At 63.9% G+C, this 17,794-nt stretch carries 18 protein-coding genes and 1 tRNA gene; 12 read left to right on the top strand and 7 right to left on the bottom strand.

The genetic code is table 11. The features are described from left to right. Nucleotides 1-35 precede the first annotated feature (35 nt). From cyoA to ACRSCF_RS13165, 7 genes are all read left to right on the top strand, one after another. The gene (gene cyoA / locus ACRSCF_RS13195) at nucleotides 36-1,082 is read left to right on the top strand and encodes a ubiquinol oxidase subunit II (protein WP_016447182.1); all 1,047 of its coding nucleotides are present in this window, start codon (nucleotides 36-38) and stop codon (nucleotides 1,080-1,082) included. Nucleotides 1,083-1,147: 65 nt separating this feature from the next. Continuing rightward, entirely contained in the window at nucleotides 1,148-3,154 is a 2,007-nt protein-coding gene (cyoB, locus tag ACRSCF_RS13190; protein WP_016447183.1) for a cytochrome o ubiquinol oxidase subunit I, read from the top strand. Next, the gene (gene cyoC, locus ACRSCF_RS13185; RefSeq protein WP_016447184.1) at nucleotides 3,147-3,779 is read left to right on the top strand and encodes a cytochrome o ubiquinol oxidase subunit III; all 633 of its coding nucleotides are present in this window, start codon (nucleotides 3,147-3,149) and stop codon (nucleotides 3,777-3,779) included. The genes cyoB and cyoC overlap by 8 nt, the downstream gene beginning before the upstream one ends. After that, entirely contained in the window at nucleotides 3,780-4,214 is a 435-nt protein-coding gene (cyoD, locus tag ACRSCF_RS13180) for a cytochrome o ubiquinol oxidase subunit IV (RefSeq protein ID WP_016447185.1), read from the top strand. It begins immediately after the preceding gene. A 71-nt stretch (nucleotides 4,215-4,285) separates the two neighbouring features. Continuing rightward, nucleotides 4,286-4,999 (top strand): SURF1 family protein, encoded by a 714-nt coding sequence (locus tag ACRSCF_RS13175; protein WP_046239819.1) that lies wholly within the window; start codon nucleotides 4,286-4,288, stop codon nucleotides 4,997-4,999. Between the two features lie 113 nt (nucleotides 5,000-5,112). Next, nucleotides 5,113-6,414 (top strand): ATP-binding protein, encoded by a 1,302-nt coding sequence (locus tag ACRSCF_RS13170; RefSeq protein WP_016447187.1) that lies wholly within the window; start codon nucleotides 5,113-5,115, stop codon nucleotides 6,412-6,414. A 29-nt stretch (nucleotides 6,415-6,443) separates the two neighbouring features. Further along, nucleotides 6,444-6,980, top strand: a complete 537-nt coding sequence (locus ACRSCF_RS13165; protein ID WP_012205888.1) for a response regulator transcription factor — start codon at nucleotides 6,444-6,446, stop codon at nucleotides 6,978-6,980. 72 nt (nucleotides 6,981-7,052) lie between these two features. Here ACRSCF_RS13165 and cyoE read toward each other — a convergent pair whose 3' ends face one another. Continuing rightward, entirely contained in the window at nucleotides 7,053-7,958 is a 906-nt protein-coding gene (cyoE, locus tag ACRSCF_RS13160; protein ID WP_016447188.1) for a heme o synthase, read from the bottom strand. Beyond that, nucleotides 7,955-9,145 carry a COX15/CtaA family protein gene (locus ACRSCF_RS13155; protein WP_244388111.1) on the bottom strand — a complete coding sequence of 397 codons (1,191 nt, stop codon included), beginning with the start codon at nucleotides 9,143-9,145 and terminating at the stop codon, nucleotides 7,955-7,957. The genes cyoE and ACRSCF_RS13155 overlap by 4 nt, the downstream gene beginning before the upstream one ends. 943 nt (nucleotides 9,146-10,088) lie before the next feature. Between ACRSCF_RS13155 and ACRSCF_RS13150 the strand changes: the two genes are divergently transcribed. From ACRSCF_RS13150 to ACRSCF_RS13140, 3 genes are all read left to right on the top strand, one after another. Beyond that, nucleotides 10,089-10,271 carry a hypothetical protein gene (locus tag ACRSCF_RS13150; protein WP_016447190.1) on the top strand — a complete coding sequence of 61 codons (183 nt, stop codon included), beginning with the start codon at nucleotides 10,089-10,091 and terminating at the stop codon, nucleotides 10,269-10,271. Beyond that, nucleotides 10,268-10,516, top strand: coding sequence for a hypothetical protein (locus ACRSCF_RS13145; protein WP_017403886.1), 249 nt, complete (start codon nucleotides 10,268-10,270; stop codon nucleotides 10,514-10,516). Before ACRSCF_RS13150 ends, ACRSCF_RS13145 begins: the two co-directional genes overlap by 4 nt. A 99-nt stretch (nucleotides 10,517-10,615) precedes the next feature. Next, complete coding sequence (locus ACRSCF_RS13140; RefSeq protein WP_016447192.1) at nucleotides 10,616-10,897, top strand: hypothetical protein; 282 nt, start codon at nucleotides 10,616-10,618, stop codon at nucleotides 10,895-10,897. Between the two features lie 36 nt (nucleotides 10,898-10,933). Here ACRSCF_RS13140 and ACRSCF_RS13135 read toward each other — a convergent pair whose 3' ends face one another. The 5 genes from ACRSCF_RS13135 to ACRSCF_RS13115 form a co-directional block, all read right to left on the bottom strand. Then, nucleotides 10,934-11,722: a class I SAM-dependent methyltransferase gene (locus ACRSCF_RS13135; RefSeq protein ID WP_244388109.1), complete on the bottom strand. Its 789-nt coding sequence runs from the start codon at nucleotides 11,720-11,722 to the stop codon at nucleotides 10,934-10,936. 710 nt (nucleotides 11,723-12,432) lie between these two features. After that, a complete protein-coding gene (locus ACRSCF_RS13130; RefSeq protein ID WP_162233967.1) occupies nucleotides 12,433-12,570 on the bottom strand; it encodes a hypothetical protein in 138 nt (45 codons plus the stop codon). 171 nt (nucleotides 12,571-12,741) lie between these two features. Then, entirely contained in the window at nucleotides 12,742-13,278 is a 537-nt protein-coding gene (locus ACRSCF_RS13125) for a cysteine hydrolase family protein (RefSeq protein WP_016447196.1), read from the bottom strand. A 443-nt stretch (nucleotides 13,279-13,721) separates the two neighbouring features. Further along, nucleotides 13,722-14,225, bottom strand: coding sequence for a GNAT family N-acetyltransferase (locus ACRSCF_RS13120; RefSeq protein ID WP_016447197.1), 504 nt, complete (start codon nucleotides 14,223-14,225; stop codon nucleotides 13,722-13,724). A 152-nt stretch (nucleotides 14,226-14,377) separates the two neighbouring features. Continuing rightward, nucleotides 14,378-14,458 (bottom strand): IS3 family transposase, encoded by an 81-nt coding sequence (locus ACRSCF_RS13115; RefSeq protein ID WP_354004185.1) that lies wholly within the window; start codon nucleotides 14,456-14,458, stop codon nucleotides 14,378-14,380. Between the two features lie 1,091 nt (nucleotides 14,459-15,549). Between ACRSCF_RS13115 and ACRSCF_RS13110 the strand changes: the two genes are divergently transcribed. Together ACRSCF_RS13110 and ACRSCF_RS13105 are read left to right on the top strand one after the other, a co-directional pair. Then, nucleotides 15,550-15,623, top strand: a tRNA-Gly gene (locus tag ACRSCF_RS13110). A 238-nt stretch (nucleotides 15,624-15,861) separates the two neighbouring features. Then, complete coding sequence (locus tag ACRSCF_RS13105; protein ID WP_034365164.1) at nucleotides 15,862-17,787, top strand: tyrosine-type recombinase/integrase; 1,926 nt, start codon at nucleotides 15,862-15,864, stop codon at nucleotides 17,785-17,787. Nucleotides 17,788-17,794: the final 7 nt, after the last annotated feature.

The following is a 17,794-nucleotide window of genomic DNA, read 5'->3' as shown; positions in this document are numbered from 1 at the left end:
TTTCTATGTAAACGCGCTCTTGTTGCGCCCCTAGCATGCTAAAAATCAAGGAACTCCGTGGGCCTGCGTGGCTCACCGCGGCCGCTTTGACAGCCAGTCTCACTGGCTGCAGCAAAGCCGTCGTGCTCAACCCGGCCGGCGATATCGCCGCGCAGCAAGGCAACCTGGTGGTCACGGCCACCTTGCTGATGCTGATCATCATCATCCCGGTGATCATCCTCACGCTGCTGTTCGCCTGGAAATACCGCCAGTCGAACACCGAGGCCCACTACGACCCCGAATGGCACCACTCCACCACGCTGGAGCTGGTGATCTGGTCCGTGCCGCTGATGATCATCATCGCGCTGGGCGCCATCACCTGGATCAGCACCCACAAGCTCGACCCCTACCGCCCGCTGGACCGCGTCTCGGCCTCCAAGCCCTTGAGCACCGATGTCAAGCCGCTGGAAGTGCAGGTCGTGGCCATGGACTGGAAGTGGCTGTTCTTCATCCCTGAAAAGGGCATCGCCACCGTCAACGAGCTGGCCGCTCCCGTGGATCGTCCCATCCACTTCAAGCTGACAGCCACCTCGACGATGAACGCCTTCTACGTGCCTGACCTGGCCGGCATGATCTATGCCATGCCCGGCATGCAGACCGAGCTGAACGCAGTGATCAACAAGACCGGTGTGTTCCACGGCCTGGCATCGCACTACAGCGGCGCCGGCTTCTCGGGCATGACGTTCAAGTTCCACGGCCTCAGCGACGAGGAATTCGAGCAGTGGGTTGCCAAGGCCAAGTCCGAAGGCAAGGCCCTGAACCGCGACACCTACCTGAATCTGGTCAAGCCCAGCGAGCGCAACCCGGTCGAGCGCTTCGCCACCGTGGACGAAGGCCTGTACGACAAGGTGCTCAACCGCTGCGTCGAGGAAGGCAAGATGTGCATGCACCACATGATGGCCATCGATGCCGCAGGCGGTGAAGCCTATCTCAAGGCCGTGGGCATGAACCTGCCCCAGGATGTGTGCACGGTGCAAAACGCCGACCGCGTCGTGGCCTTCCTGGACCAGCGCGACGGCTCGGCCGCCAGCGCACAGCAATAAGCAGATAGCGGAAGCGGACGACGGCCAGCCCACCGCCCGTTCCAAAACGACCTAAGAGACTCGATATGTCTGAACATACCTCCCCGGCACAGGCCCACTGGCTGCTGGGACGCATCACCTGGGACTCCATCCCGATGGCGCATGAGCCCATCGTGCTGGTGACCTTCATCGCCGTGGTGCTCGGCGGCCTCGGCGTGCTGGGCCTTCTCACCAAGTTCCGCCTGTGGGGCCCGCTGTGGCGCGACTGGCTGTGCAGCATCGACCACAAGAAGATCGGCATCATGTACATGATCCTCGGTCTGGTCATGCTGCTGCGCGGCTTCGCAGATGCGCTGATGATGCGCCTGCAGCAGGCCATGGCCTTCGGCGACAACCTGGGCTACCTGCCTCCGCACCACTACGACCAGATCTTCACGGCCCACGGCGTGATCATGATCTTCTTCGTGGCCATGCCCTTCGTGACCGGCCTGATGAACTACCTGGTGCCGCTGCAGATCGGCGCCCGCGACGTGTCCTTCCCGTTCCTGAACAACTTCAGCTTCTGGATGACCACGGGCGGCGCCGTGCTGGTGATGATCTCGCTGTTCCTGGGCGAGTTCTCCACCTCCGGCTGGCTGGCCCTGTCCAACCTGGGGGCGCAGAACCCGGGGGTCGGGCTTGACTACTACATCTGGGGATTGCAGGTGGCCGGTGTCGGCACCACGCTGTCGGGCATCAACCTGATCGTGACCATCATCAAGATGCGCGCACCCGGCATGAACCTGATGAAGATGCCCGTCTTCACCTGGACTGCCCTGTGCACCAACGCGCTGATCGTGGCCTCGTTCCCCATCCTGACAGCAGCCCTGGTGCTGATGTCGCTGGACCGCTACGTCGGCACGAACTTCTTCACGAACGACCTGGGCGGCAACCCCATGCTGTACGTGAACCTGATCTGGATCTGGGGCCACCCCGAGGTCTACATCCTGATCCTGCCGTGCTTCGGCATCTTCTCCGAGATCGTCTCGACCTTCAGCCGCAAGCGCCTGTTCGGCTACACCTCCATGGTGTACGCGACGGTGTGTATCACCATCCTGTCCTACCTGGTGTGGCTGCACCACTTCTTCACCATGGGCTCGGGCGCCAGCGTGAACACGTTCTTCGGCATCACGACGATGATCATTTCGATCCCGACGGGCGCCAAGATCTTCAACTGGCTGTTCACCATGTACCGCGGCCGCATCCGCTTCACCGTGCCGATGCTGTGGACCGTAGGCTTCATGTGCACCTTCGCCATCGGCGGCATGACCGGCGTGCTGCTGGCCGTTCCCCCGGCCGACTTCGTGCTGCACAACAGCCTGTTCCTGATCGCCCACTTCCACAACGTGATCATCGGCGGCGTGGTGTTCGGCGTGTTCGCCGGCATCAACTTCTGGTTCCCCAAGGCCTTCGGCTACAAGCTCGACGAGTTCTGGGGCAAGTGCTCGTTCTGGTTCTGGCTGGTCGGCTTCTGGGTGGCCTTCACGCCGCTGTACGTGCTGGGCCTCATGGGTGTGACGCGCCGCGCCAACCACTTCGAGGACCCCTCGCTGCAGATCTGGTTCATCATCGCCGCCTGCGGCGCAGGCCTGGTGGCCCTGGGCATCGGCAGCTTCCTGATGCAGCTCGTGGTCAGCTACTTCAAGCGCGACCAGCTGCGTGACGAAACCGGCGATCCATGGGAAGGCCGCACGCTGGAGTGGGCCACATCCTCGCCCCCGCCCCAGTACAACTTCGCCTTCACGCCCGTGGTGCATGAGATCGATGCCTGGTGGGATATGAAGAAGCACGGCTACCAGCGTCCGCTGACCGGCTTCAAGCCCGTGCACATGCCCGCCAACACCGGCGCCGGTGTCGTGATCGCTGCGCTGTCCACGGTCTTCGGCTTCGCGATGATCTGGCACATGTGGCCCCTGGCCATCGTGTCCTTCGCCGCCACCGTGCTGGCGTCGATCATCCACACGTTCAACTACAAGCGCGACTACTACATCCCCGCCGCGGAAGTCGCGGCCACGGAAGAACTGCGCACACAACAGCTGGCACGTCATGTCTGATATCCGTTACACCGCAGGCGGCGCTGCCGCCCTGGCCCCGCGTGAGTACCACCTCGCCGAGGAGCCCCATCCCGAAAACGGCACCGCTCTGGGCTTCTGGCTCTACCTGATGAGCGACTGCCTGATCTTTGCAGCGCTGTTCGCCACCTATGGCGTGCTGGGCCGCAACTACGCTGCAGGCCCCACGGGCGCCCAGCTGTTCGACCTGCCCCTGGTGGCGATGAACACGGCCTTCCTGCTTCTGTCGTCCATCACCTTCGGCTTCGCCATGCTGCAAAAGCAGCAGGGCAAGCTGGGCGGCACGCAGATGTGGCTGGCCATCACCGGCCTGTTCGGCCTGTGCTTCCTGGGCCTGGAACTCTATGAGTTCTCCCACCTGCTGCACGAGGGCGCTGGCCCTCAGCGCAGCGCCTTCCTGTCCTCGTTCTTCACGCTGGTGGGCACCCACGGCCTGCACGTGACCTTCGGCCTGATCTGGCTGGTCACGCTGATGATCCAGATCAACAAGCACGGCCTGACGCACGAGAACAACCGCCGCCTGATGTGCCTGTCGATGTTCTGGCACTTCTTGGACGTGGTCTGGATCGGCGTCTTCACTTTTGTTTATCTGATGGGGGTGCTGTAAATGGCTGCACACGACATCCACGCCGGCCACGGTCACCACGACCATCACGGCCATGACGACCACCACCACGATGCCGGCCCGCACAGCACGTTCTCGGGCTACATGTGGGGCTTCGTGCTCTCGATCATCCTGACGGCCATTCCGTTCTGGCTGGTGATGGGCAACATCATCTCGGACCGCTCGACGGCCGTGATGGTGCTCGGCGGCTTCGCCGTGGTGCAGATCCTGGTCCACATGGTCTTCTTCCTGCACATGAACGGCAAGATCGAAGGCGGCTGGACCCTGCTGTCCACCATCTTCACCGTGGTCTTCGTGGCCATCGGCATCGCAGGCACGCTGTGGGTCATGTTCCACATGAACACCAACATGATGCCCCAGCACACCATGCCGGCCGATCCTGCGGCGCAGACGGCACCGGCCGTGGTCACGCCTTGACCGCATCCGGAAACTCCGGGCCCTCCAGCCGCGCAGGCGCATCGCGCCGGCGCGGCCCACTCGCTCAGGCGATGCTCATCTCGGTGGGCATCGCCTTGTTTTTGGGCTTCATCTTCCTGGGCAGCTGGCAGGTGCAGCGCCGCGCCTGGAAGCTGGATCTCATAGAGCGCGTGGAGCAGCGCGTGCACGCCGCGCCCGCTGCCCTGCCCCCGCCCGCCGAATGGCCGCAGATCACGGCCGCAGACCATGAATACCGCGCTGTGCAGGCCAGCGGCCAATGGCTGACAGGCAAGACCGTGCTGACCCAGGCCGTGACCGAGCTGGGAGCAGGCTTCTGGGTGCTGACGCCGCTGCAGCTGGACGATGGCAGCCAGGTGCTGGTCAACCGGGGCTTCATCCCCACGGAGCAGCGCGCACGCTGGCAGGCGCAGCCCGGGCAGGCATCCCAGGACCAGGTAACGGTGTCCGGCCTGCTGCGCATCAGCGAGCCGCGCGGCGGTTTTCTGCGCGAGAACGATCCTGCTCAGCAGCGCTGGTTCTCGCGCGATGTGGCGGCCATTGCACAGGCCCAGGGCCTTGGCAAGGCAGCGCCCTATTTCATCGACGCCGGCCTGCCCGGCCAGCCCGTGGCGGACGGCACCTGGCCGCGCCCGGGCATGACCGTGATCCGCTTTCCCAACAGCCACATGGTCTACGCACTGACCTGGTACGGATTGGCGCTGATGGTGGTCGGTGCCGCCTGGCTGGTCAGGCGCAATGACCAGCAGCCGGCCGGCAAGCCATAGAACCGCCTTGCGCAGGCAATGGGGCCATCGATGACATCGGTGGCCCTTTTTCTTCAGTCCTCTACAAGACCCTGCCGCGCCACGGCTGCCTGCGGTAGCGCACAATCGCCCGCGTGAATTCGCCTTCAGAGTCCCTGTTCCGCGTCGAGCGCACCACCGAACGCCAGAACATGCAGCTGCTGATACAGCTGCGCTGGTTTGCCGTGGTCGGGCAGGTGATCACCATCTCCCTGGTGCACTACGGCTTCGGCATCAACCTGCCGCTGCCGGCCATGGCCCTGGTGCTGATGGCCAGCGTGTTCACCAACCTCGGCTACATCTACTGGTACCGCAGCCACCGCCGCCAGATCTCGGCGCGCAACCTGTTCCTGGCCCTGCTGGCCGACGTGCTCGCCCTGGCCATACAGCTATATCTGAGCGGCGGCGCCAGCAATCCCTTCATCTACCTGTTCCTGCTGCAGGGCATTCTGGGCGCCGTGCTGCTCAGGCCCGTGCACGCCTGGATCATCGTTGCCAGCACATCGCTGTGCACCCTGGTGCTGGCCATCGTGCACTGGCCCCTGCCCATTGGCGCGGCGGGACCGGACGGGCTGCCCGGCCTGTACGTGAGCGGCATCCTGATCAGCTTCGGGCTGACCACGGTGCTGCTGGTGGTCTTCCTGCGCCGCATCGTCTCCAACCTGCGACGGCGCGACGCGCGGCTGGCCAACATGCGCCAGCGCGCCAGCGAGGAAGAGCACATCGTGCGCATGGGCCTGCTGGCCACGGGCGCGGCGCACGAGCTGGGCACGCCGCTGTCGACCATGTCCGTCATCCTGGGCGACTGGCAGCGCATGCCCGTCATCACGCAAGATCCCGATCTGCTCGCCGACCTGCAGGAGATGCAGCAGCAGCTGCTGCGCTGCAAATCCATCGTCTCCAGCGTGCTCATGTCCGCCGGCGAAACCCGCGCCGACGCTCCCCAGGCCACGACCTTGCATGCCTTCATGGATGGAGTGGTCGCCCAATGGCAGTCACGCCATGCGGTAGAGCGTTTCGACTATGTCCAGGCCGAAGAGGACTTCCCCATTCTTTCGGATACCGCGTTGCAGCAAATGGTTTGCAATGTGCTCGACAATGCCGCCGAGGCATCTCCCGGCCATGTGGCGCTGCACCTGTCCGTGCGCACCGGCATGCTGTGCATCACCGTGCGCGACAAGGGTCCCGGCTTTGCACCTGCCGTGCTGGAGCAGCTGGGCCAGCGCCATATCTCCACCAAGACGGAGCGCCCGGGCCGCGGACTGGGCCTGTTCCTGGTGCTCAACGTGGCGCGCTCGCTGGGCGGACGCGTTCAGGTGAGGAACACCCCGCCCAGGGGCAGCGAGGTGGAGATCCGCCTGCCCCTGTCATCGATTGCCATTGAACCCGGCGCCTGAAGCGGCGCCCACAGGAACCCGAATCGCCCATGGACAGCTCCCGCCTCCTGCTGCTGGTTGAAGACGATGCAACGTTTGCACGCACGCTGACGCGATCGTTCGAGCGGCGCGGCTACCGCGTGCTGCAGGCCGCCAGCGCCGAGGAAGTGCGCGAGCTGCTGCAGACGCATTCGCCGCAATACGCCGTCATGGACCTCAAGCTGGCCGGCAATGCCTCGGGCCTGAGCTGCGTGCAGATGCTGCACCAGCACAACCCCGAGGCGCTGATCGTCGTGCTCACCGGCTATGCCAGCATTGCCACGGCCGTGGAGGCCGTCAAGCTCGGCGCCTGCCACTACCTGGCCAAGCCGTCCAACACCGACGACATCGAGGCCGCCTTCGGCCGCCTCGAAGGCCGCACCGACGTGGAGCTGTCGCGCAACCCCACTTCCATCAAGACACTGGAGTGGGAACACATCCACGAAACCCTGGCCGAGAGCGACTTCAACATCTCCGAGGCCGCACGCCGCCTGGGCATGCACCGGCGCACGCTGGCGCGCAAGCTGGAAAAGCGGCAGATCAAGTAAGACGGCAGGCACCAAGACAAACCGGGCCTCAAGGGCCCGGTTTGTCATTGCGCGGCCATGGCCCTCAGGCCATCAGCCCAGCCAGAGGTAGTGATCGATCAGCAGTGCCAGGAACAGCACACTCAGATGCACCAGCGAGAAGCGGAAAGTCCTGCGCGACAGCTCGTCCGAGTAATTGCGCCACAGCGCGAAGGCATAGCCGCAAAAGCCCACGCTCAGCACCACGGCCACCACCAGGTACAGCCAGGAGCTCATGCCGTACATGAAGGGCAGCATGCAGGCTGCGAACAGGATCACCGTGTACAGCAGGATCTGCAGCCGCGTGTACTCGCTGCCATGCGTGACGGGCAGCATCGGCAGGCCCGACTGGCGGTAGTCCTCCACGCGGTACAGCGCCAGCGCCCAGAAATGCGGAGGCGTCCACAGGAAGATGATGAGAAACAGGATCAGCGCCTCGGGTCCGACCTGGCCCGTCATCGCGGCCCAGCCCAGCACGGGCGGCATGGCGCCGGAGGCGCCGCCGATCACGATGTTCTGCGGCGTGGCGGGCTTGAGGATCACCGTGTAGATCACGGCATAGCCCACGAAGGTGGCCAGCGTCAGCCACATGGTCAGCGGATTGGTGCACAGCAGCAGCACCAGCGCACCCAGCGTGCACAGGATGGCCGAGAAGGCCAGGGCCTGCTGGCTGGTCAGCTCCCCGCGCGCCGTGGGCCGCCAGGAGGTGCGCTTCATGCGCGCATCGATATGGCGCTCCACCAGGCAGTTGAAGGCCGCTGCGGCGCCCGCCACCAGCCAGATGCCCAGGCAGGCCAGCGCCATGTGCAGCCACTGGTCGGCGTTGGGCCAGCCCGGCACGGCCAGCACCATGCCGATCAGCGCGCAGAACACGATCAGCTGCACCACGCGCGGCTTGGTCAGGGCATAGAACTGCGTCCAGCGTGAGGACTCGACACTCAGGGAAGCTTGTTTACTCATGCAATCTCTCCACGGGCAACCGGCAACCCGGCCCGCAGCGTGCCCGGGCGACTGGCCGCCAGGCACCAAACAATCACGGTCACCAGCGCGGCTGCGCCACCCGTATGCAGCACTGCAGCCACCAGCGGCCAGTCCAGCACCACGTTCGACAGGCCTGTCAGCACCTGCAGCACCAAAAACGCACCCAGCACGCGGCGCTGCAACGCCAGTGCGGGCACTTCACCCAAACGCCACCACAGCCCGGCCAGCGCGGCCACCACCACATAGGCCGCCAGGCGGTGCAGATAGTGGATGGCCGTGAGGCCCGCAAGGCTGATGTTGCTGCCGTCCTGCAGCAGGCCCAGCGGACGCCAGATCTGCAGCGCCTGCGAAAAATCCATGGCCGGCCACCAACTGCCCTGGCAGGTCGGAAAACTGCTGCAGGCCAGCACCGCATAGTTGGTGCTGACCCAGCCACCCAGTGCCACCTGCAGCACCAGCAAGCCCAGGCCCAGCCACAGCAGAGCACGCAGGCCCGGGGAAATCACCGTTGCCTGCTGCTGGCGTGCCTCCCGGCTCAGCCCCACGGCGGGCACGCACAGCAAGGCCAGCAGGCCCGTGCCGCCCAGCAGGTGCAGGGTCACGATGGCCGGAAACAGCTTCATGGTCACGGTCCAGGCGCCAAAGGCACCCTGCAGGCAGACCCAGAACAGCGCCAGCGTGGGCCACCAGGGGCTCATGGCCCCCCGCCGTGCGCCTTCCACGCCTTGGGCGCCACCCGCCCTGCCCTGGCGGCGCGCACGCCGCCAGGCCATGATGGTCATGGCGATGATGAGCACGCCCACGGTGGTGGCCAGATAGCGGTGGACCATCTCTATCCATGCCTTGCCATGCGTCACCGGCCCGGTGGGCATGGCGGCCTGCGCCTCGGCAATCTGCGCGCGGGCGCCCATGGGGCTGGCGCTGCCATAGCAGCCCGGCCAGTCAGGGCAGCCCAGGCCGGAATCGGTCAAGCGCGTAAAGGCGCCGAACAGCACCAGGTCGAAAGTCAGGAACAGCGTCAGCACCGACAGTGCCTGCAGCCGCTTGAGCGAGCCACCGTTGCGGTTGCGCAGCCACACCCAGGCCAAGGGTCCCAGCGCCAGCAACAGGCCCAGCAGCATCAGCTCCAGAACGGGGGCCAGATCGTACAGCGCCTGCTCGTTCACCTCCGCCCTCCGCAGCGCAGCGTCCACCGGACGGAACTGACCCCAGGCAAGCCGCAAGGCAATGCCACAGGCGCATCCGGTTGGCGACAGCAGAACTTCATAAATGAGAGCAATTTGACGAGAAGGCTCAGCCCCATGCGCGAGATTGGATCGCAGGCCGGGCCCACAGAGAATCAGGACATGCACCCAGATACAGGCTGCGGGACGGCACCCCATGCACAAGGCCCGCCAAGCGGGCCCGGTCGCTGCAACTTTCAGAGCAGCATGTCTTTGATATGAAACAATTCTACTTGCCTGCGCACCACTCAAGCGCCCAAGCGCGCAGTGCCCCTAGACCGCAGCCAGCTTCTTTTGGCCGGCGTGATGCGGCTTGGGCCGGGCGCACACGAATTTGCGCAGGGTGCCACCCGAGGCATCGGTGGCCCGGCTTTGCACAACTGCTCAGATTCGCTCAGACTCAGACGCCCAGCGTTCCTTAGATTGACGCTTTTACTTGGGGACCGGCAACCGCCGGGTGAGGCCATGATTGCAGGACGCTCGTGGACTGTGCTTGATGGGCGCGGACACGAAATCGGGCGTGTCGAAGGCGATGAATTCGTCCGGTGCGGGACCAGGCTCATCTACCGCATCGATGGGCCGGCGCTGTACTCCATGGACGGCTCGGCCAGACTGATGGGCTTTATCGAAGGGACCGAGGTCAGAACGCGGCAGGGGCGGATCTTTCTCAAATTCCTCGCGCATTGAACTGCGCTGCTCTGATCTGCGCAGCACCGTGCGCGTGCAGCGGCAAGCTTTCGGCCCCCTTCTGCGCCAGCCGATGACAATCTATATCAATTCATTCATAGCCAGTCGCTAAGACGCACAGATAATTGCCGGCATCGTGTGAATTGTGAGAAGGGACCGGGCCACGTGCCACGCCCTTCGCATGCTGGAGGATTGGCAGATGAGCGCCCCGGAAATGGAGGCCATACAGGAGCGGCTGAAGAAGCTGCGGGCCGACGAGGCGCAGGTAGCCGAGCAGCTGGAACGGCTGCAGACCCAGAAGGCTGCGCTGGAGCACAGGCAGGCCATGATCCAGGGCGCCTTGGAGGTGCTGGAAGAGATGCGGCAGGAGCTGGAGCCATGAACCGCGGCAAGCCCGGTTCGTCCCCGTCCTCGTCACCGCCCGCCACTGCCCTGCCAACAACCCAGGACTGGCTGGAAAGAATTGCAGCCCTGGATGCCACGCAGCCGCCGCCTACCCCACCTCGTCCGCGCAACACCCGCAAAGCAGCGCGCCGCAAGGCGGTCACCATCGTGGCAAGGCTGGTGCTGCTGGTGCTGCTGGCCATCGCCCTGGCCGTGGCGGCGCAATTGATGTGGGTCAAGTAGCTGCCTGCGGTATACCCTCGCATCCTGGCGAAGTTCCCATATTGTTTGCATGCTCACTTGCGCCTAGCATGGAGGCACACTCAACGCAGTGGAGGTGTCATGGCCGATCCCGAAGAACCGCTGGAAATACGCTCAGAACGCTGGCAGTCGCTGAAGGGGCTGGACATCGCCTCCGTGGATCTGGGCCCCATCTGCGTGGTGCTCTTGCTGACGTTGATCTGCATGGCCGTGATGCTGCTGCTGGCCAAGTCCGGCGCCGAGCAGGTGCGGCAGGCCCAGCCATCGCCCCAGGCCAAAGGCCCTGCTCCCCGACCGCAACCGGCGCAGCCCGTGGCAGAACCCGCCCAGCAACAGACCTGGATACCGGCCTTGCGCACCTGAGCGCGGCAAGGCCGGTCCAGGCCGTAGGTAGCGCGTTCAGACCTTCATCGAACGTGTCGCAATGAAGGTCGGCACGAACTTCTCGATCACAAAACGGGCGTGGGGCTGCCAGTCCTCGTGGAAGCCCGTCAGCACAAGCCCCGCATCCAACTGCCCCCCGATCTGATCGGCCAGCGTATGGCCGAACACCAGGGCCTCGTTGCGCTCGCGCTTGGCCGCAATCGCCTCGGGCGGCAAATCCGCCACATCGGAATACGGCAGACGCCAGGCGGGCCGCACGAGTCCTTGCTCGCGCAATGCAGGATCACGGTCCTCCACGAAGACCACCGGATTCCAGAAGCTGGACAGAAGACGCCCGCCCGTCGTCAGCACCCGCGCGCATTCACGCCACACGGGCCGCACATCGGGCACGTAGAGGTTGGAGATGGGGTGAAAGATCACATCAAAGCTGGCGTCTGCAAAGACCCCCAGATCGCGCATATCGCCCTGCACGCAGGTCAGCGCAAGGCCTTCGCGCTCGGCCACGTGCCGGTCCTGCGCAAGCTGGCCGGCTGAGGCGTCGAAGACGGTGACCTGGGCGCCCGCCGCAGCAAGAATGGGCGCCTGCTGGCCGCCGCCGCTGGCAAGGCAGAGGATGCGCAGGCCGCGTACATCCTCCAGCCAGCCGGCAGGCAAGGGGCCTGGCGTGAGCCGCGCCTGCCAGCTTCCGGCGCGGGCCCGTGCTATTTCGGCGCTGTCGACCGGGCGCGACCAGTCGCAGGACTTGGCAGCCTGCTGGTTCCAGGCGGCCGTGTTGTGGGCAAGGATATCGATGGATTCCGTCATGGGCACTCTTTCAAAAATTCCGAAAGGAGGCCGCACGGCGACGCCGGGTTGCGTTCAGGAAACGCAGAGCAATCAACGAACAGGCAGGAGGTGACGCAGGCGTCCGCCGTCGGCCGGCAAAGGGCTTCGGGGGATTGGTCGGACGAAGGTCCGAAGGCGTCACAGGTTCATGTCAGGCTCGCAATGGTCGCAGGGATGGGAGCAAAAATTCTAGGGCTGCCCGAAGCACGCTGTCAAACAGCTGCGGCGCCTTCCCCACACGGTCATGCAAAAGTCACAACCGTGAGACGGCCTGGCTGTAAGTTGAACACGCACCCTCGATGGCGCCGGCTTCTGCTGCGCCTTGGCGCGCCCGCTGACGACCGCCTTTTCCAACCCGGCGCCCAATGGATACCGAGGAGCAACACTTTGAAGGAGAGCTATGCGTAGTCCCAAGAAAGGCAGAGAGCCGATCCGGCTCCTGGACCTGGCCCCCGCCGTCTTCTGCATGCAGTGCGAACAGGAAAAGCCCGCCACAGGCGCCCGCCAATTCCATGCGTGGCACGTGTGCAGCGATTGCTCGCAGAAGCTGGCCCGACTCCCCACGGCGCAAGCACCGACGGCGCACCCTGCGCACTGAGGCAAGCGATTCCCCAAAACGACAGCCCGCCAAATGGCGGGCTTTCTCATGCCCTTTCGGGCATGGGCGGGACCATGACAGTGGATCGCGCCTACCAGGGCGCAAACACCATCATCAGCGCCACGGCCACGACGGCTGCGGCGATGTACATGGTCCGCTTGGTGGCGAACCGGTTGCGGGACGACGACGTGGGCACTTGGCCAGGGGTGTTGGGAGGAGGTGTGTTCATGGCCTCAAGCATGGGTGCCGCCCAGGCACGCCCTTGTCGGACAAGCACAGGTCAGGGAATCAGCGCAAGGCAGGACCAGGCCGTCGGCATTGGCCCATGGCCCGGTGGTCTGAAAGACAAATGGCGCTGCAATCGCTAGCGTGTGCCTCAATATGGGCGGACTTCAGCAGATCAGGTGTGAACCGGTGCCGAGAAATCCCAGGCGTTTGCGGGCATGACCGCGCAAAACGCCCCTGCCAGCGTCGCGTTGTGGTGTTCCACAATCTTCTGCGCTGCAAGCTGGGGGGTGTCGGCACAAGTATGTCCATCCGCAATAAGGACGGCATCAAGGCCCAGATCGCGAGCGACCCGGCAATTGGTGTCCACGCAGTACTGAGTCTTCATGCCGGTGATGACCAGGCCGGTCACGTTGCGTGCTTGAAGCTGCTGCAACAGATCGGTGCCTGCAAAGGCGCTTGGGCGGTGTTTTTCGAACACAACCTCACTGCCGTCCAGTTGCAGTTCGGGTGCGAGTTGGGTCAGTGGGCTGCCTGGGCCAATGGGCGTTCCCACGGGACCGATGTGACGAGCCAGAAAAACTGGCGCTCCCGCACGGCGGGCCTGTGCCATCAAGGTGTTGATGGTGTCCAGCACCTCGGTGCAGCGCCACATGGGTTCAGGGCCTCGGACCAGGCCGACCTGAACATCGAGGACTAACAGAGCAAACATGAGAACAACTCCTTGCGTGGTGCCGGCGACGCAAGGGCAAAAAAAAGGGCCCTGTCCATCGCTGGCGGGCCTGGGAAGTGGTTCAACTGGGACTCACGGCACTTCACACGGTCCGCAGGAAGCGGTCGTGGAGATGGTAGTGGTGAGAGTGCAGTGAACCATGGAGTTCCATTGTAACGAGCGCCTTCGCCTGTCATCTCAGCACCTATGCGGCTTTTTTGCGTTTGTCGCGCCGCAGATCTCGCCCCTGTAGTTCCGGACGCTGTCCAGCTGTTTTCGGGGGATACGTCAGGCAAGAACAAGCCCACTGTTAGGCCTTGTCTGCACCTCGGTGTGCTTTACCTTCTTCGACGTCTCGTCACTTCCCAGGATGACAAGGTGCTGCGTCCTTTGCGAGACCAGTTCATGGAGAACCCTCAGGCGCTGACGGATCCGGGCAGCGACTACGCGGACAACAGCGCCCAGCGTTCGTGATCTCGCCAGCGACCACCGACCTTCATGAATGCGGGCGACAACCCCTCCAACTTGAAACCACAGGACTTCACCAGTGCTATGGCTGCCTTGTTCTCAGGCTGAATGTTGGCTTCCAGCCGATGCAGCTTCGAAGTCCTGAAGACCTGCTTCACGACATGCGCGAGGCCCTCCTTCATCAGGCCCTTCCCTTCGAAGCCCGAGAATGCAAAGAAGTCGATATGGGCAGAGCGGAACGGGTCCATCAGGATGTTCGTGATCTGCACGACCCCGGCAAAACCATCGCTGCGCCACTCCCAGATCACAAATGCCGCACCCGACGGCTCCTGCACGCGAGCCAGGTAGCCCTGGAACTCCTGTGCCGTGCTGGGCGGCGAAACCCATGGAGCGTGCAGTTTGCGGCTCTGTCCGACCGCGTCGATGAACTGCTGCTCCAGATCGGCGGTCAGCGTCGAAACGTAGATATCTGTGCCCATGACTTCCCTTCTCTGTGGAAAGAAAAGTGTAGCCAGCCCAGGAATCCGTCGGAAGCCTGGCAGCGCGCTTGCACCCTACAGCTTTGTCAAGTGCACCATTGAAACGACGAAGCCCGCTTTGAACTGACCCCATGAAGTTGGACGGTTGGAAGTTAGCGGCTCAAGGCCTGATTTCGGTACTGCACCGGACTCAGGCCTTCTAGCATGAGCTTGATGCATTGGTAGTTGCCCAAAGACCACCACCGCGACGATGCCCTGCCCTTCGGCGACTGCCCCTCTCAGAAAGGAAACCTCGAAATGACCGGTCACAAGCCCTTGCGGCAGCAGAAAGGACCGGCATCGTGACCACGAAACCCGAACCCATCGCCACTAACGTCTATGACAAACAGCCGGGCGGAACCTATAGGGCCACCATGCACGTCAGTGGGCTGGCCATCCAGCGCGCTCTGCGACATATCCGTCCGGGGACACGACAGGAGCTTGCGCGGTTCCGCCTGGGACAGCACCCGGCGCCGAAACCCCACATGCTTCCCCCCGGCGGTTTTCCCCTTGGAACACAGCTGGCGTTTGAGAAGGCTACGCCAACAGTTCGGCGCCTCCCTACCGATCTTTCCTGCATCGAGCCCCAGTCCCACGCCTGCCCCAGCTGTGCCCGCAGCTGCTTGGCCGCCGAGGGTCTCATCGCTTATCGAGTACGTCGTAAGCTTGGCCACAGGTCACGTCACGCGGCACTGTCCAGGCAAGCTCTGGTACCTCGCCCAGCATTCGCGCCAGAGCGCTCCGCGCAAGGTGATCGCGGAAACCCTCCAGCAGCGCACGCACCTTAGACGATACGGCAGGACCATGTTTGGCCAGTGCTGCCTTGCGACGGGCAGTGACCGGATCAACTCCTGCGCTACCCCCGCGCTTGTCTCCCTGAACTGAGACAGCCTCTGCAAAGCGCTATCTCGGGCCAGTGCCCGAGCCTCACCTACTTCATCAGGCCAGCAGAGCTGTTTGTAGCGGTAGGCCCGTGTTTTGTGCGATTGGGAGGTGACCTATCGCAATTCATCGCACCCCTTCACGAGCAGGTGCGAGCCTGGCTGAAGCTGCTTTGCAGACCGCGAATCGAATAGCACTAGAATCTCACCCAGAGTCATGGCGCAGGTTCTATTGCCAGCGACGTAGGAGGCAAAAACCTACGCCCGAACCTACGCCAAGGTTGCAGGTGCAGATAGATTTCGCTGGGTGCCAAGTTGAGGTTTTGCGGCAAACGCGCCGTGAAGCTCTCAAGAAAACAAGCATCTAGCGAAGAAATGCATGATTCGACAATGGCTCAACCAAGGCGGGCGTCGTTCAATGGCAGGACCTGAGCTTCCCAAGCTCATGACGTGGGTTCGATTCCCATCGCCCGCTCCACTTCGACTTTCCATGGTGTTCCAAGGACGTCCATGGAGTGTTGCAAGTCATTGTCACGGTTCGGCTTTTCCAGAAAATCCGTTCCAGTGACGTCCAGCGAAATCCACTGACGGCCGGCCCAAACTGGTACAAAAAGTGGCCCAAACAATGCGCGAACTTCCCCTGCCGCATTGTTGCTGGAGGAGCCGGGGTCCGATGGGAAACATGGCACTCAACTCGCCTTCATGGAGTTGGGATCATGCTTTCAGACCTCATGGCCCGGCAGGCCAAGTCCACCGGCAAGCCATACGCACTGGCCGACTTCGACGGCCTCTATCTCTACGTTTCCGCCATCGGCACCAAGGCTTGGCACTTCCGCTATTCGTGGTTTGGCAAGCGTGAGCGCATCACCCTAGGCAACTATCCGGCGCTTTCCCTGAAGGACGCCCGTGCGCTTCGCGATGAAGCCCGCTCGCTGCTCGCCAAGGGCATCAATCCCCACAGCGAACGCAAGCGCAAGCGGCACGCGATCGTCCTGGCCGGCGAGCACACCTTCATGGCCGTCTACGAGCAATGGCTGGCCCATCGCCGGCTCTCGCTGGAGGAAGGACGGCAGACCAGCCTGGAACAGATCGGGCGTGTCTTCAAGAAAGATGTGTTCCCCTCGCTGCGGCACCTGACCATCTACGAGATCACCCGCGCACACCTGCTGGACAGCATCGGTAAGGTGGAAAAGCGCGGCTCGCTGTCGGTGGCCGAGAAGCTGAGGACCTGGTTCACCCAGTTGTTCACCTACGCCACGGTGGCGATTCCCAACATGGGCGATAACCCGTCCAGAGACCTGGAAGTGGTCGCGCTGCCGTTGCCGCCGGTCGAACACAACCCGTTCCTGCGCATGCACGAGCTGCCGGTCATGCTGCAGACACTGCGCAAGTACCGCGGGCGTCTGAACACGCAGTTGGGCATCCGGCTGCTGATGCTCACTGGTGTACGCACCGGCGAGCTGCGCTTCGCCACGCCCGATCAGTTCGACCTCGACCGGGGCCTGTGGGTCATCCCGGTGGCCAGGCTCAAGCAGCGCAAGCTGCTGACCAAGAAGAAGCGCAAGCGCCTCATCGACATCCCGCCCTACATCGTGCCGCTGTCGGTGCAGGCGCAGGAGATCGTTCGCCACCTGCTGGACCAGTGCAAGCCGGCCCAGGTCCATCTCATCCCAGGCGACTGGTGCCTGAAGAACCCGATCAGCGAGAACACGCTCAACGCCGCGCTCAAGCGCATGGGCTACGAGGACCAACTCACAGGGCATGGCATCCGGGCGACGATCTCGACGGCGCTGAACGAACTCGGCTACCCGAAGAAATGGGTGGACGCCCAGCTATCGCATGCCGATCCAGACAAGATCAGCGCGACCTACAACCATGCCGAATACGTCGAGCAGCGCCGCGTCATGATGCAGGACTGGGCCGATCGTCTGGACCTGTTCGAGCAGAACCAGGTCGAGGTTGCCAGCCGGCATCTGACCATCACGCTTCAGGGCCTGCCGACCATCGCCGGCCAGGCGGCCGTGCAGCCGCCGGTGGTCGACCTCACCGCGCCGCAGCTGATCGTGACCGCGCCGACGTCCAACCAACCCGAAGCGCCGGCATCGGTGCAGCGGCTGTCGGCCGTGCGCATGCCCGAGTACGCGCGGCCGCGCCTGTCGGAGGTGCAGCGCGAACGCCTGCAAGTGCTGGAGACCTTCGAGGCGCCACACAACCTCTCGGTGGCGGACTACGCCAAGCTCGCGGGCAAGTCGCGCCGCTGGATCACCTACGAGATCCAGGCCGGCAACCTGCTGTCGATCCACATGGGACACCGCGGGCAGCGCGTGCCGGACTGGCAGCTCGATCCGCTCAAGCGCAGGCTGGTCCAGTCCGTCCTGAAGCAACTGCCACGGGGCATCGACACCTGGGACATCTACTACGCACTCCTGCGCTCGTACGAGGCTCTCGGGACACGGCCGGCCATCGAAGCCGTTAATCCAACGAACCTGCACCTTGCCGCGCGGCTGGTGGCCGCACAGTGCATGCAGGCGAGCGAGCCAGCCGTGACGACCGAGTTCCCTGAGCAGGTCCGGCAAAGCGTGCAGCGGCTGGTGCGCGAAGCCGTCGCTGCCGATGCCGCCGAAGTGACGCCCGGAGACTGATCGAGCC

Origin of the sequence: Delftia sp. 11MD (genome assembly GCF_050907895.1) — a bacterium.
Lineage (GTDB): Bacteria > Pseudomonadota > Gammaproteobacteria > Burkholderiales > Burkholderiaceae_C > Comamonas > Comamonas tsuruhatensis.
Note: the sequence above shows the minus strand (reverse complement) of the source record. Positions and strands in the feature narration are given on the sequence as shown.

What these genes read in the sequence shown, in the direction of transcription:
- cyoD (WP_016447185.1), top strand. Translation starts at nt 3,780, where the DNA reads ATGGCTGCACACGACATCCACGCCGGCCACGGTCACCACGACCATCAC.
- ACRSCF_RS13145 (WP_017403886.1), top strand. Translation starts at nt 10,268, where the DNA reads ATGAACCGCGGCAAGCCCGGTTCGTCCCCGTCCTCGTCACCGCCCGCC.
- ACRSCF_RS13150 (WP_016447190.1), top strand. Translation starts at nt 10,089, where the DNA reads ATGAGCGCCCCGGAAATGGAGGCCATACAGGAGCGGCTGAAGAAGCTG.
- cyoC (WP_016447184.1), top strand. Translation starts at nt 3,147, where the DNA reads ATGTCTGATATCCGTTACACCGCAGGCGGCGCTGCCGCCCTGGCCCCG.
- ACRSCF_RS13165 (WP_012205888.1), top strand. Translation starts at nt 6,444, where the DNA reads ATGGACAGCTCCCGCCTCCTGCTGCTGGTTGAAGACGATGCAACGTTT.
- cyoB (WP_016447183.1), top strand. Translation starts at nt 1,148, where the DNA reads ATGTCTGAACATACCTCCCCGGCACAGGCCCACTGGCTGCTGGGACGC.
- ACRSCF_RS13130 (WP_162233967.1), bottom strand. Translation starts at nt 12,570, where the DNA reads ATGAACACACCTCCTCCCAACACCCCTGGCCAAGTGCCCACGTCGTCG.
- cyoE (WP_016447188.1), bottom strand. Translation starts at nt 7,958, where the DNA reads ATGAGTAAACAAGCTTCCCTGAGTGTCGAGTCCTCACGCTGGACGCAG.
- ACRSCF_RS13135 (WP_244388109.1), bottom strand. Translation starts at nt 11,722, where the DNA reads ATGACGGAATCCATCGATATCCTTGCCCACAACACGGCCGCCTGGAAC.
- cyoA (WP_016447182.1), top strand. Translation starts at nt 36, where the DNA reads ATGCTAAAAATCAAGGAACTCCGTGGGCCTGCGTGGCTCACCGCGGCC.
- ACRSCF_RS13125 (WP_016447196.1), bottom strand. Translation starts at nt 13,278, where the DNA reads ATGTTTGCTCTGTTAGTCCTCGATGTTCAGGTCGGCCTGGTCCGAGGC.
- ACRSCF_RS13140 (WP_016447192.1), top strand. Translation starts at nt 10,616, where the DNA reads ATGGCCGATCCCGAAGAACCGCTGGAAATACGCTCAGAACGCTGGCAG.
- ACRSCF_RS13175 (WP_046239819.1), top strand. Translation starts at nt 4,286, where the DNA reads ATGCTCATCTCGGTGGGCATCGCCTTGTTTTTGGGCTTCATCTTCCTG.
- ACRSCF_RS13120 (WP_016447197.1), bottom strand. Translation starts at nt 14,225, where the DNA reads ATGGGCACAGATATCTACGTTTCGACGCTGACCGCCGATCTGGAGCAG.
- ACRSCF_RS13105 (WP_034365164.1), top strand. Translation starts at nt 15,862, where the DNA reads ATGCTTTCAGACCTCATGGCCCGGCAGGCCAAGTCCACCGGCAAGCCA.